Origin of the sequence: Aliikangiella marina (genome assembly GCF_007004765.1) — a bacterium.
Taxonomy (GTDB): domain Bacteria; phylum Pseudomonadota; class Gammaproteobacteria; order Enterobacterales; family Kangiellaceae; genus Aliikangiella; species Aliikangiella marina.
In genome coordinates this window covers 271,147-284,929 of the sequence record NZ_VIKR01000004.1, presented here as the reverse complement: position 1 = coordinate 284,929, position 13,783 = coordinate 271,147, and the positions used below count along the sequence as shown (strand labels likewise).

At 42.2% G+C, this 13,783-nt stretch carries 13 protein-coding genes; 3 read left to right on the top strand and 10 right to left on the bottom strand.

The window, feature by feature from the left end; all coding sequences use genetic code 11:
* Positions 1–344 precede the first annotated feature (344 nt).
* Positions 345–1,097: a coiled-coil domain-containing protein gene (locus FLL45_RS16010; RefSeq protein WP_142943106.1), complete on the top strand. Its 753-nt coding sequence runs from the start codon at positions 345–347 to the stop codon at positions 1,095–1,097.
* 194 nt (positions 1,098–1,291) lie between these two features.
* Here the strand turns inward: FLL45_RS16010 and FLL45_RS16005 are convergent, their stop codons facing one another.
* The 6 genes from FLL45_RS16005 to FLL45_RS22815 form a co-directional block, all read right to left on the bottom strand.
* On the bottom strand, positions 1,292–1,753 hold the full coding sequence (locus FLL45_RS16005; RefSeq protein WP_142943105.1) for a GNAT family N-acetyltransferase: 462 nt from the start codon (positions 1,751–1,753) through the stop codon (positions 1,292–1,294).
* Positions 1,754–1,774: 21 nt separating this feature from the next.
* Positions 1,775–1,987, bottom strand: coding sequence for a hypothetical protein (locus tag FLL45_RS16000; protein WP_142943104.1), 213 nt, complete (start codon positions 1,985–1,987; stop codon positions 1,775–1,777).
* Between the two features lie 115 nt (positions 1,988–2,102).
* Positions 2,103–3,392, bottom strand: a complete 1,290-nt coding sequence (gene thrC, locus FLL45_RS15995) for a threonine synthase (protein ID WP_142943103.1) — start codon at positions 3,390–3,392, stop codon at positions 2,103–2,105.
* 23 nt (positions 3,393–3,415) lie between these two features.
* Positions 3,416–4,354 carry a homoserine kinase gene (gene thrB / locus FLL45_RS15990; RefSeq protein ID WP_142943102.1) on the bottom strand — a complete coding sequence of 313 codons (939 nt, stop codon included), beginning with the start codon at positions 4,352–4,354 and terminating at the stop codon, positions 3,416–3,418.
* Positions 4,355–4,463: 109 nt separating this feature from the next.
* Entirely contained in the window at positions 4,464–6,920 is a 2,457-nt protein-coding gene (gene thrA / locus FLL45_RS15985; protein ID WP_142943101.1) for a bifunctional aspartate kinase/homoserine dehydrogenase I, read from the bottom strand.
* Positions 6,921–6,997: 77 nt separating this feature from the next.
* Positions 6,998–7,144: a hypothetical protein gene (locus tag FLL45_RS22815; RefSeq protein WP_185964499.1), complete on the bottom strand. Its 147-nt coding sequence runs from the start codon at positions 7,142–7,144 to the stop codon at positions 6,998–7,000.
* Between the two features lie 417 nt (positions 7,145–7,561).
* Between FLL45_RS22815 and FLL45_RS15980 the strand changes: the two genes are divergently transcribed.
* Positions 7,562–8,038 (top strand): hypothetical protein, encoded by a 477-nt coding sequence (locus FLL45_RS15980; protein WP_142943100.1) that lies wholly within the window; start codon positions 7,562–7,564, stop codon positions 8,036–8,038.
* Positions 8,039–8,350: 312 nt separating this feature from the next.
* The gene (locus FLL45_RS15975) at positions 8,351–9,202 is read left to right on the top strand and encodes a delta-class carbonic anhydrase (protein WP_142943099.1); all 852 of its coding nucleotides are present in this window, start codon (positions 8,351–8,353) and stop codon (positions 9,200–9,202) included.
* A 90-nt stretch (positions 9,203–9,292) separates the two neighbouring features.
* Here FLL45_RS15975 and FLL45_RS15970 read toward each other — a convergent pair whose 3' ends face one another.
* The 4 genes from FLL45_RS15970 to FLL45_RS15955 all read right to left on the bottom strand — a co-directional run bounded on the left by FLL45_RS15970 (position 9,293) and on the right by FLL45_RS15955 (position 13,700).
* Complete coding sequence (locus FLL45_RS15970; RefSeq protein WP_142943098.1) at positions 9,293–10,360, bottom strand: OprO/OprP family phosphate-selective porin; 1,068 nt, start codon at positions 10,358–10,360, stop codon at positions 9,293–9,295.
* Between the two features lie 626 nt (positions 10,361–10,986).
* On the bottom strand, positions 10,987–11,913 hold the full coding sequence (locus FLL45_RS15965) for a DMT family transporter (protein ID WP_142943097.1): 927 nt from the start codon (positions 11,911–11,913) through the stop codon (positions 10,987–10,989).
* Between the two features lie 195 nt (positions 11,914–12,108).
* Positions 12,109–12,723 carry a nucleotidyltransferase family protein gene (locus FLL45_RS15960; RefSeq protein WP_142943096.1) on the bottom strand — a complete coding sequence of 205 codons (615 nt, stop codon included), beginning with the start codon at positions 12,721–12,723 and terminating at the stop codon, positions 12,109–12,111.
* Positions 12,720–13,700, bottom strand: a complete 981-nt coding sequence (locus tag FLL45_RS15955; RefSeq protein ID WP_142943095.1) for an XdhC family protein — start codon at positions 13,698–13,700, stop codon at positions 12,720–12,722. The genes FLL45_RS15960 and FLL45_RS15955 overlap by 4 nt, the downstream gene beginning before the upstream one ends.
* Positions 13,701–13,783 lie beyond the last annotated feature (83 nt).

The following is a 13,783-nucleotide window of genomic DNA, read 5'->3' as shown; positions in this document are numbered from 1 at the left end:
TGCGAATAGAAACGCGGCTTGCTACCGATAAGCTTAAGAAAAGAGGGTTTTTATTCTAATTTTCCGAGCAGCTCACTGATTAACTTCATCCTCTGGATAAGCGCTTTATAATAAATACATGTAACTAGGATGGAGCAAGTTTTAATTCCTTATTCGACTCAGAAGTCATTTTTCAGCAGGCGTATGTCGATTCTATCCAAAGTTCAGAAGGGAATTTCCCGTACTTATCCATGAACTGGTTAAAAAATTAACAAAAAGTTCAAGATAGGCTTTTTTTCACTAGCTTTTTATGGTCATTTTTTAGTATGATGCGGCGCGAAATTCAGGCAGTACAGGAGAAACAGTTGGAACAACCAGATTTAGAACTTCAATTGAAGGTTTGGAAAGAACTTGCGATTTCTAAGCAAGTGCTTATGCAAACTGCAACTAAAGCGCTCGGACTAAAAGAAGAGTGCAGCACAGAAGAGTTGGAAGCAGCACTTAAAAAGACAATGAGTGCAACCAAAGTCGCTGAAGACAAGCTAGCTGCAGAGCAAGCTCAAGCGAAAGAGACTATTCAATCTCTTGAAGAAAGACTTGAAAAAAGCGAAAAAGCGAATGCAGGTCTTATTGCTGAACGCGATCAAGCGTTACAAGCGCAAGAAGCCGCAGAAAACAAAGTCACTGCTGGCCGCTCAGCAAATGCAGAAGAATTAAAGAAAATTAAGGCACAACTTGCTGATAAGCAAAAAGAAATTAAGCAAATCACCAAGATTCTTGCCGACACACCCGAAAATGTTGTCAAGAAAATGAAAGGCCTTAAAAAGGAAAAAATGGACGAAGCTAATGCGCGTAAAAAAGCGGAAGAAGTAAGCCGCAACTTGCGTAAAGAAAAGCAAAAAGTTGAACAAAACCTTACTGAATCAAAAGCTAGTTTGACTCAAGCTGCTGAATTGGTGGGTAATTTCAGAGATTTGCAGAAGTTAGCAAACGAGCAATATAACCAGTTGGCTGAAACAGTTGAAGACAAGTCTTCTTTAGAAGCAGTACCTGCGCTTGACGAAGAATTATTGGAAGCGATTGAAAATGCAGCCAAAACTGACGAAAAGTCTAAGTAATCGAATTACTTCCTGAATTCTAAAAAAGCCGATGTTTTCATCGGCTTTTTTTATGCGGGAAACCTTTACTGATGAACCTTTACCTGCTTAAAACTGAAACTACCAAGTTGAAGATTTACGGATGACCCAAAAGTGAATGATACTGACAGGCCTATTCAACTGGTTTAATTGATTGCTTTAATTGACCGCTAAGCCTATCCTGCTAACGGGGCTCTCTCCATTCCGATATGCGGGATATCATCTTCTAAGTATTCCTCTCCGACCGCCGTATAGCCATGCTTTCCGTAAAACCCTTGTAAGTGTGCTTGGGCTGACATATGACTGGTTAAGTTAGGCCATTTTTCGTCAAGTATCTGGGTGGCTTGTTGCATTAACTGGTGCCCTGCGCCGGTTCCCCTATACTGAGCAGAAGAGACAATCCTTCCCAAAGCCGGCTTATTGGGATAAGCGAGATTGGGTGGAAGGATTCTTAAATAACAAACGATCGCTTCGTTTTCTGTGGCGAACAAGTGTAAAACCTCCGGGTGCTCGTCTTTTCCATCCAGATCACTGTACGGGCAGTTTTGTTCGACTACAAAGATATCAACTCTGAGTTGCATAATTTTATAGACCTGGTGACCGCTGAGTTCGTTAAATTTTTTAAGATGCCAATTCATTGTCTTTCCCGTAAGTGAAAGTTAATTTCCCTTTGAGTTTTGGCCATTTTTAATGACCCACACAATCAACGGCGTTGTCATGAGAAAGCCCAAAAAAATCAAGACAAATCCGATGAACTCAAATCTTATTGATTGGGGGAGCCAATCAATTGCGCCAAAATAATCTGCTAAGCCAATACCGATGAAGACCATACCAATAACGTCGAGCAATACGAGTAATGGTGGAATTTTCATGCTTGTTGTCCTTGTTTTGTTCGACAAGAGCCCGTGTGATTGATTAACTTTAATTGCAAAGGTAACTTTGTTCAATTCAAGTTGGGTTTAATCAGTAAACTAGAGCAACAGAATATCAGGATTCCTCGCAAGCCTCCAAAATGTAGTCTTTAAGACGTTCAAAATCGGCGGGCATCTTAACCGATAGGTCGGTTAACTGTGCGCATTTGGCCAATGGCTCGGGTAATTTAATATCAATATCTAATACTTGATCGACAGTCGATTTGAATTTAGCAGGATGGGCGGTACCCAAAAAAATACCGGTTTCATCGGGCTTTAAAGATTGGTGAAGTCCGTGATAGGCAACCGCGGCATGAGGTTCGCTCAGGTAATCCGCTGCTTGTAAAAGGTGCATACTTTTTTCTGTTTGTCGCTCGTCAACAGCACAACCGGTTAAATTGCGGCTATCAAATTGACCGCTATCAATGAGGTACTGAATCCGTGGCCAGTTGTTGGGGTTACTGACATCCATGGCATTTGAAATTGTCGCGATAGTTTGCTTTGGAGTCCATTCTCCGGATGCTAAGAAGCGTGGGACGGTGTCATTGAGGTTTGTTGCAGCGATAAACCGTTTGATGGGTAATCCTAGCGTTTTAGCGATAATCCCTGCGCATAAGTTACCGAAATTCCCACTGGGTACGCAAACCACAACTTTTTTGCGCTGTTCTTCTGGAAGTTGCACGAAGGCATCAAAGTAGTAGCAAACTTGAGCGAGCAGTCTTGAAATATTAATCGAATTGGCAGAGTTTAAACCAACGTTTTTAACAAACGCTAAGTCATCGAAGCTTTGTTTAACCAGCGCTTGGCAAGCATCAAAATCACCCTCAATAGCCACGGTGTGAATATTATCACCAAGCGTGGTAAACATTTTTTGTTGGAGTTCGCTAATTTTTCCGTGTGGGAATAAGATAACGACACGAATATTCGGTAATCGATGGAAAGCGTGAGCGACAGCTGCGCCGGTATCGCCAGAAGTTGCGGTTAAAATAGTGATTGGTTGGTCATTTGAAAAAGATTGGAGACAGTTCGCCATGAAATTTGCGCCAAAATCTTTAAACGCAAGGGTTGGTCCATGAAACAACTCTAAGCAATATTCATTATTTGTGACTTGGGCGAGTTTAGCTGGAAATCGGAAGGTTGCATCGATAATTTTTTCGAGTGTCGATGAACTTAAATCTTTTCCAATTATTTTGGATAAAATTACTTTATTACGCTCTTTGGTTTCGAGATTAAGTAGCGTTGCTTGATCTTCTATCGGCGAGAATTTTTGAGGGAAGAATAAGCCCTGTTTGTTGCCTAAGCCCGTTCTTACCGCCGTTTCGAAGTTAACTATTTGAGAATCGTCTTTTAAATTGTAGAGTTCCACTTTCGCTCTCGTCGTCAATTAATTTAAATTTTTCTAGCACCAATCAAATCTGCTTTGCAAATATGAACAAATCCATTTTCTGACTGGAGATAATGGTCGTTAAGCCATAACGCTGAAGCTTGTGCGGTTGCTAAGTCATCGGTTGCCGCAAACAAAGTCGGCCCCGAGCCGGAAATACCAACCGCTAAGTTACCCATTTCGATTAACGTTGATTTAGATTCCAGAAAATTAGGAATGAGAGAAGTCCGATGTGGTTCTGCCACCACATCAACAATTGAATTAAACGCTTGAGTTTTATCCTGGCGATAACTGGCATCAATGAATCCGGCAAGGTTTTGGCCAAATTCAATTAACGTGCTTCGTGAATAATTGTCGGGTAGGATTTCTCTTGCCGCTTTAGTGCTGACTTCGACATCAGGGTAAGCAATAGTCCAGTAGACATCTTCAAAAACAGGTAGTTTTTGAGTGATCTGGTTTTGCTTATTGAGCATTAATTGTAAGCCGCCTAAAAAACATGGAGCGACATTGTCGTAGTGAAGACTCCCGCTAATCGCAGATTCTTGTTCACCCATGAGTTTGAGTAATTGGATATCGCTAAAGGGGCGGTGATAAAATTCATTCAATGCGACTAACGAGGCAACAACGGAGCAAGCACTTGAGCCTAAGCCGCTGCTGACAGGAATATTTTTTTCAAGGGTAATTTTTATTGGAACAGTCGCTTGCTCTGACTGCTCGAGCGCTTGATCAAATGCGAGCAATGATTGCCATACAATATTATTTTCATCATCGGGCAGTTTGCTTGTATGACTTCCAGTCAGCACGAATTGATTATGCGAGGCTTCCTCAACACGAACGATATCGCCGACCAATTTTCCATCGATGGGAGAGATAGCAAGCCCAAGAGTATCAAAGCCAACGCTCAGGTTACCGATTGAAATAGGCGCAAAGACCGATACTGACATATAGTTTTATCCTAGTCGCTGTGATCAAAGTCGATTACATAAGGTTTGTTAATTTGTGTTTACATTTTTGTCGTAAAAGACGCCTTTTTTAAAACCGAACACATCATTATTACTGCGCATGGTCCCAGGCTAAAGTTCTCAGCAGGTCGCCAAACAGTCCCGCTGCTGTGACCGCTGCACCGGCACCATAACCTCGAATAACAAAAGGAACCGGTTGATAATATTCCGTGCTAAGTGCCAACGCGTTTTCACCATCTGCTACGGCGTAAAGCGGATGCGACGCGTCTACTGATTGGATAGAGACTTTACACCGTCCATTTTCAATACTCGCAATATACCGTAAATGATGTTTGTTTTGTTGAGCTTTTTCGATCTTAGACTGGAAAGTTTGATCGTACTCAGGTAGCCGGCGGACGAATTCATCCGCATCAGTGATTTGCGCCAGTTCTTCAGGAACGACCGATTCAAGTTCGATATCAGATAACTCAAGTTTAAGCCCTGTTTCACGAGCGATGACCAGTACTTTGCGTGCGACATCCAGGCCGCTTAAATCTTCTGCTGGATTCGGTTCGGTATATCCGAGCTCGCGTGCTTTTAAAGTTGCTTCGGATAATGACAGACCTTTGTGAATTTCCCCAAAAATATAAGAGAGCGAGCCACTTAAAATCCCTTCAAATTGAATGAGCGAATCTCCCGCTCGAAGTAATCCTTGGAGGTTATCGATAACCGGTAAACCAGCACCGACATTAGTTTCGTAGAGGAATCTTCTTTGTTTTGCTTGGGCAATATCTCGCAGCTTTTGATAGTAAGTTAAATCAGCAGTATTGGCTTTTTTGTTTGCCGTGACAATATGAAAACCATTCGCTAAATAGTCCGCATATTGCATCGCGATTGATTCGTTACTTGTACAATCGATGATTACTGGCGTACTTAAATGCGCCTCGCTGACAAACTGGTTTAATTTCTCGAGAGTGAGTTGGTCTTCAGAACGAGCCAAATCATTTTGCCAGTTATCCAAATCAACCCCATTCTTATCAAGCAATATTCTCTTGCTGTTGGCAATACCGACCAGGTTAAGTACGATATCTTTTTCAAACAATCCCGCTTGCTGTCTTTTTATCTGCTGGATGAGTTCGCCACCGACATTACCGCAGCCAACCACAATTGCATCAATAGTCGGCTTTTTTAAGAACAGGTTTTGGTGACAAACTTTTACCGCATCATCGGTTCTTTCATCGCGAATAACAGCAGAAATACTCCGTTCTGAGGAGTCTTGAGCGATCGCGATAATGTTGACACGAACTTGTGCTAAAGCTTTGAAAAATTTGGCTGCGGTACCTTTTTGCTGCTGCATGTGATCGCCAACTAAGGTTACGATAGCTAAGTTTCGTTTGACAGAAATTGGTTCCAGCAAGTCACTTTTTAATTCCAGTTCAAATGCTTTATTTAAACATTCAAGCGCGGCATCGGCCTCGTTTCCGGGGACACAAAAACTTATACAGTATTCAGCAGAAGACTGACTGATTAAGATCACCGAAATATCAGCCCAACTTATTGCAGAGAAAACGCGACTAGCCATGCCAACCATCCCTTTCATTCCCGGACCAGAAACATTGATCATCGCGACATCCGACAGGTTAGAGATTGCTTTGATTGCCTCTTTTTCACTGGTTTCATTGGAGATCAAGGTACCGGCTTTTTCTGGTGCATGGGTGTTTTTAATCCAACAAGGAATTTGATTTAACGAAAGCGGAGCAATGGTTTTTGGATGAAGCACTTTTGCGCCAAAATAAGAAAGTTCCATGGCTTCATGATAAGACATACTGTCTATCAGCTGGGCATGTTTAACCAACCTTGGATCGGCATTGTAGACGCCGTCAACATCAGTCCAAATTTCACAAGAATAAGCGTCAACGCAAACCGACAAAACCGCGGCGGAATAGTCAGAGCCGTTACGACCTAAAGTAGTTGTTTCACCCTTAGAATTACAACCGATAAAGCCAGGTAGCAAAGCGACTTGGCCGAGCTGAGGATAATTTGATTGAAATTTAACTTTACTGGCTTCCAAGTCTGCAACCGGTTCTGAGCCAGTTGTATCGGTAATCAAAAATAATTTTGGTTCTAAAGTCGTGACTTCAATCGCATTTGCGTCTAATAAAGCATTTAACAGGAGGACGCTGAATCGCTCGCCAGTACTCAGTATCTGGGCACGAGTTGATTCAGGGCAGTGTTCAAGCAGTCTAGCACCTTGAATCAATTGTCCAAGCTTAACGATCAACTCTTCAAAAGCGGTTTGTAATTTCTCCTTAGCTAACTTGGGTTGACTCGATAGAGCATCTTCAACCAAGGCTTTGAGCTTTCTTGAGATCGATTCAAATAATTCGTCGCAAACCTTAACTTCACCGATATTGTCGACTAACTCGACCAATTCGTTGGTAACACCTTGAGGCGCAGAAACGACGACCGCGACTTGATCCAATTGACTTTCTTTGTCGATGATTGAGGCAACCTGATTGAAGCAGGCTAAATTTGCCAATGATGAACCGCCGAATTTTAAAACTTTCATTTTTTATCTCACTTATAAAAAAGCCCGTGAGTCTTATCTGAGTCACGGGCTTTGGGGTAAATTTTATTTTGCTTGAGTTAGCCTGTGACTCCTTGTTGGGTAGAGGTGATGGTCGAGGTACCACCCATACCCGTGCCGCCCATAATCAAGCCAATAATAACTGCACTGCCCATGATAGAGCCTACAGTGATATCAGAAATGATAGTGGTAAGGGGCTTGTTCACTGATAAAAATTCCGCTGTTAATTAGTTATTTTTTAGCCATGTATAACTTCAGTATACATAACGCTAAGTTAAACGCATTATAATTTGCGCTTATAAGCGAACTTAGTAAAGCTTGAGTTGGTTAATTCGCTTGGATGTCTAGATGGCTAAAATATACCCTAGTCAAATGAATTGTCCAAATAGCCATTGGTTATGTTTAATAATAAAGACGTTTGTGTTGATTGAGATCGATACAGGTCACCAATAAAAAGCTAAGATTGACCTTGGCTTTCGTCTTTATCAGTTGAAATTAACAGGTAACAACCGAGAGACTAGCCATTAATTCGTGCTGTCAATTATCAAGTCAGCAACGATAAATAGGCGTGGAACAAGGTCGTATGTTGAGCGATAGAGTCATTTTAGGGGATGGGAGCTAGCATGGTTATCAGAAAATGTTTATTGATGGTTTTCGTCGCAATGACGCTACCAGTTTTATGTGATTTTGTTAGCGCTCAAGCAGAAAACGATCTCGATGTTGCCCTCAAACAATACTTTCAAGACAGAAAAACACACTATGTCGCCTATTTTAAGGACCTAAATGGTGACGGGTTGCAAGATGCGATCGTTTATCTTTCTGGCAATGAAGACTGCACAGACGCGGGCTGCAAGTTGCTGGTACTTCAGGGAGAAAAATCAGGATTCAAATTTGTTTCTGAAACGCATTTTGTTATCGCGCCCATCAAACTTTCACCCGAGCAGAATCAAAGTTGGCGCAATTTAGTCGTCAACACCAAGAAAATCGGTAGTGTCGTTCTCAAGTTTAACGGTCGTGAGTACACTTACGATTCGACTTTGGTGTCGCAACCGGATGCGGGCGAGCTTCAAGAATCCAACATCATAATAAACCCCAAATAGCCCGTTGAATAATCCTCTGCAAGTGTGAAGCGTCGTATTGTTGAGTGAGTTTTTATATCTGATATATCCTGAAAAGGCATCTACAATTATATTGCAAATGTAATATTTTGAAACATTCTTACTGGCTGGAACCTGATCTGGATTTGTCTAACTTCGTATGAAGAGAAGCCAGAGTTGTGCAGGGATTAAATGACAATTCATTTTGGTTCATTAAATTGCTAGCACAGCGCAATAATTGACCTAATACCCAGAAAAAATTTAAGGTTTTTTAATGGGTTAACTTAACTATTACACTTTCACTGAGGTGTGTTCATGAGTAAAAACAAAGTTTATTTATCAATCGCGATTGCTTTAGCTTCTGCGCCGGTTTTGGCCGATGGCCACGGTCATTCTACGAAAAATGTATCGGATAAAGTCATCGAAGAGCAGCGAAATAATTTAGCCAAAAATACCAAAGGAAAGGGGTTTGGACCACAAACGCCTCGCGATATTGATAATAAAGCCGGATCGAATACTCGCTTGTTTGAGGAAGCACCAGCCTATAATGAAATGAATTTGTGCAATATCCATTTCCATAAAAACGCTGAAAATAAAGGCGGTGAATTCACCACTTATGCTGGAAATGGCGACGGTAAGGGAAACAACACTGGATTTAAATATTCTGGTAAGTTGACCAAAGCTGAGTTGACACCTTCAAAAAACAAGGTGTGTAAGGGACTTCAGTCTGGCGACACAATCGAGTTACATTATGTACACTCGAGCGCTCAGGTAAAACCAGGGCCTACATTAGGCGCTTGTCTGAGCGAGTCGATAATGAATCCTCAGTTAAGAGTTGAGACCCAAGTTTACGTATTAGTTAACGATGGCAATGGTGCGGATTTTGGCGAGCTCACCGCGATCGGCGAGCGCAATGGTTACGCGCAGGCTCTCAATATCCCAAGCGATACGGGGACACCGGTCAGGTTTGCAGGGTCAACAACCGGTCCTTCATACAATGAAAAAGGCTCACCATTGCAAGTGTCTTGGAGCGTCAGACCCAAGGTAAAAAAAGTTGAAATTGAAACGGTTGGAAAGTGGTGTGAAGACAATGTCTTTAACGAAGACCACGCACATGCAGTGAGAAACTTAGTAACCAATCCTGAGCTACTTTCTGAAATCAAATAGGCTTATGCTGAGTTAATTTCAGTGTAGTTTCGCTATAAATAAAAAAGGGCAAACAATCACTTGTTTGCCCTTTTTTTAATGCGTGTTAACTTAGAAAGTTAATTGCAGACGTAAGCGGAACTCTTCACCACTGTCAGTGCTTCCAGCTTCATTGCTGTCACCGTCAGAGTAGTTCATACCAATGCGTACGTTGTTGTTTGCGTAGTAGTTAACACCAAAGGTATAAGCACTAGCATCAACACGACCTAATTCGATGTCGCTGTGATTACCGTCACCTTCTTCTAAACGCACAAATACTTCCCACGCGCCATCGCTAGAACCAGGCTTAACGCGCTTAAATTTACCGTCTTTGTACGGACGAGTTTCGCCAGTGATAATCCAACCCGCTTGAGCGTAGTAACCATCGCGGCTTTCAGTACCTTGGTCTTCATCAAAAAACTCAGATTGGACGTGGAATGAACCGAAGTTTGCAGCAAATTCGATACCGGTTGCAGAGCGATCGCCGCCTCGCTCGGTGTAACCCAAACCTAAGTGAATAAGCATGTCGTCATCTTGAACAGGAACAACTGCGATTCGACCAGACAAACCGAAATCATCATCGCCAGCTGCCGCGCCATCTTCATAAGCAGAGACAGAGTAGTTCACCATGCCAACCTGACCGTGAAGTCGGATAGAGTCTTGACGCGCAACGCCGTATTGCTCAGTGATACCTGAACGCTCAAGTGCAGTGATGTCGTTAGAACTTGTGAAATCTTCTAGACCGAATACAACACGTTGCTTACCGACAGTAACTTTAGCCGCTTTGCCCCAACCATTGTAGGTAATATACAAATCTTCTGGCGTTCCACCGTTACTATTGCCGATGTTGAACTGAGCTTTGTAAGACCAATCTTCGCCGACATCACCTTTAGCGTAGATTCGTGCGCGACGGATATTTAAGTCATCTTCATCAGCTTCGCCGTTTAACTCTGCGTAGTTGTAATCCCACTGAACACGACCACCGATTTTCATAGAGTATTTGTCGTCAGCCGTTTTAATTTCTAAACCACCTTTGGTTTTGATTTTAATATCAGCACCATCAGTAGTTACTTCCCCGGCCATTACAGGTGCGCACGCAAAAGTCGCTGCGATAACGCTGCTTACTAGTTTAAGTTTCATATTTTTCTCCGATTATGTATAAAAATAACTTAATTAGCTTTTTTATGGGGCGAGAGTATGGAAGCCAAATATTTCACGTTTATGACAAAAATCTAATATCGGTAACATTAATGTCATAAATCAGCCGTTTTACTCATATTTTCGCAGAATTGTGTCCAAAACCGTGTTTTAAGCGCCTTTGTAAGACAAATAAAAGTGTCATAATTGGTCGATGAAGGCGCGTAAAACTGACCGATAACACGTCTTTCAATCCATTTATGACAACATTTAGGTGACTGTTTACGACCAATCCACTGTGGATCTCAGGTTTTAACCGTGCGATCTCAGTCTTCAAAGGTGAACTATTGATACTGTTATATCTAAAAAGCGTGATAAATAGGCTTTTTTACTCGGCTTTGAGAATATTGCAGTTATGTGACCTGTTTCAGTCAGCACTCATTTGGCGCTAATAATAGTCAATATTGGTCAGTTATCAAGCGGATCACTTTATTTAAGCCTGAGAACTGAACACTGGTTTAAGCCGGAACTTGAGCTTCAAAGGTAGTAGCTGAAACTCGCGAGCCGATTTTGCGTATCAAGATGTTTAACAGCGGCCAGGGGCTGAGTTTCATCAAGCATTTTTGCATCTAACGAGTCGATTGAGCCGTCTGCGATTGCTTCCATTTTTGATAGAGTGCTAAATTTCGGTATTTGCCCATTGCGACAAAATTGCCAATCAGAATAGCGACTAAACCAATGAGTCCTTCGGTCGTCCAAATATAGTTTTCAAAAAAGGTCGAGAGCACCATCGCTACGACTGGATAGACGAGAGTGACGTAACCAGCTTTGTCAGGTCCAATTCGGCCTAACAATGTGAGAAATGCGCCAAATGCTAATACCGAGCCAAACAGTGCGAGGTAGATTAGGGAACCGACGTACTCGAAAGTCATTTCGAAGGTGAATTGGTAGCCGCTAAATATCGCAATTGTGGCAAATAGCAGTGATGCGTATCCCATGCCGAAGGCATTCGCTTGGAGAACCGGAATTTTTCTCCGTTGTGTTTTGGCTGATGCGATATTACCGAGTGAGGCGAAAACACTACCGAGTAGGATTAAGCCAATGCCGTACCAGGTCGCGTCTTTGTTTTCACCAATCTCAATTTCAGGCATAAAAATTAAGACGATACCGACGACGCCGATGGTCGCACCGACTATCACCTCAACTTTTATTGGCTCAGCGAGAAAAATGCGCGCAAATATAACGTTAAAGTAAACGATGCTGGTGCTCAAGATTGCAGCGAGTGCACTGTTGATTTTGGTAATTCCAACATAGGTAGCCCAGTAGTTGAAACCAAATAACAATAATCCCTGAATGAAAATTAATTTATGATCCTTGGCAGAGAATTTAAATGAGCGCTTGGTCAACAAACAAAAGCTAAATACGATAGTGCTTGCTAGGAAAAAACGATAAACCACCGATACTAAAGGTTCTACTTCTCCCAGTTGAAAAGTAATCATTATCCAGGTTGAGCCCCAGATAAGAGCCGATACCAAAAATAAGCTGATATTGTTCATTCGTTTTAGTCTCAGCGCTTCGGGTGGAAGGCCTAATTATCCATTTACCAATTCACACTCAGAAAGTGAGGCGACCTTTATTGCGGAATTGGCTATAGTAGCCGAAAGCCTTTTATTTAGATACATCACTTTAAGTTATAGGGCTTGGATACGCTAATACTGAACAGTCAACAATACCGACATTTGCTAATGCGGTTAGTGGCGGTTTAATCGAAGTAAGTCTTGTGCTGTATCTAAGTCATAACCCGCATTTGCAACATCTACGGAAATAACGTCTGATGAGTGAGCCTCCAAAATCTTGCGAGCCCCAGTTTCTCTCAACTGAATCAGTTCTTTAAAAAAAGCTTTAGGAAAAATTGCCGGTGCGCCTAAAACCTGTTTGTTTGATTGGCGATCAAGGTACTCACAGCAAATAATTTTATTGGGGTGAGTTGTCGAGTTTTGGTGTAAAGTGAGCAAATCTTGTTCATTGAGCGCCCACTGATCACAAAGCATGATCAACACATGTGAAAAATCGTCGCTTAATTCACTAACGCCCCTAGCAATGGATGTTCCCATCCCTTGATTCCAGTCTTCATTAACCATGACGGTCGTCAACGCCGACTTTTCTGTTTGAATAGATCGTCGATGTTCTTCCGCATCACTTCCCAAGACGATAATTAATCGATCAGTCGCGACTTGTGATAGGTTAATGGCGGTGTTGAGTAAGGTTTTTCCTCGGTACTTGACCAGTTGCTTCGACTGACCAAGACGCGAGGAGTTGCCGGCAGCAATTAAAACGCAAGCAATTTTGAATGTCAGATTGCTCACCGGTTTTCATCCTGATAGCAAAAGCCGACAGATTTTTGCGCTTTTACTGCCTGAATTTCTGAAATGATAGCTAGCGCGATAGTTTCAGGTGAGTCCGCACCAATATCCAGACCAACAGGACCAAAAACTCGTCCTTCGTGATTTGCGAATGTTGTCCCGATGTTAGCCAGTAATTTATCTCTGCGGGCTACTGGCCCAAGCAAGCCAATATAATTAAGGTCCGTGGTCAGTAAACGCTTTAAGTATTCTTCATCTCTTTCAAATTGATGCGTCATAATGATAGCGGCATCGAAGTTTGTTAAATCAAAGTTATCCCATTGGTTCCGTTTCACTAAAGTCACTTTATCGGCCATTGGGAAGTTCCCGGGCTGAATAAAGTCTGGCCGATGGTCGATGATAGTGGTTTGCCACCCGAGTTGTTTAGCAAGTCCTGCGACAGGCGGAACATCGGGCGATGCACCGCAAACGAGAATTCTCAAGGGTGGTTTGAGTGGTATTTCAATTGTAGAGTCAGTCAGTTTGACGCTAGTCTGATTGGTATTATCCGGGTGAATTCTATTAAATGAAAATTCGAAGGGGGGACTAAGACTCAAACTTAAAACATGCTGCGTTCCTTGTTGTATTGATTTCAAAATATCAAAGAACTGAAAGTGCCCCTCATTAGCTGGTAAGTATTTTAGGAGTAGATCAATGGCTCCGTCACAACCCAAGCCCATTCCCCATATTAAGTCTTCTTCACCTCGCATATCATAGTGAATTAATTTGTCGGATTTTTCTTTCAACACTGCTTTAGTGTGCTCTTGGATGTCGCCTTCGAGACATCCGCCGCTAATCAATCCAAAATAGTTTAACGCGGAGTCGAGCAGCATTAATGTGCCAGCTTTTCGATAGGTTGATCCTTGCGTTTGGATTACCGTTGCAAGGACATAGTCTTGGTCGACTTGGAAGGTTTCGAGCGCACTAAATAAGTTCAGCATAGGTGGAGTTTTGAGTCAGTGTATAAATCATGTTCGTTAGTATCGGGTGACTAATATCTGTTAACTAATATCGGTAACTAATT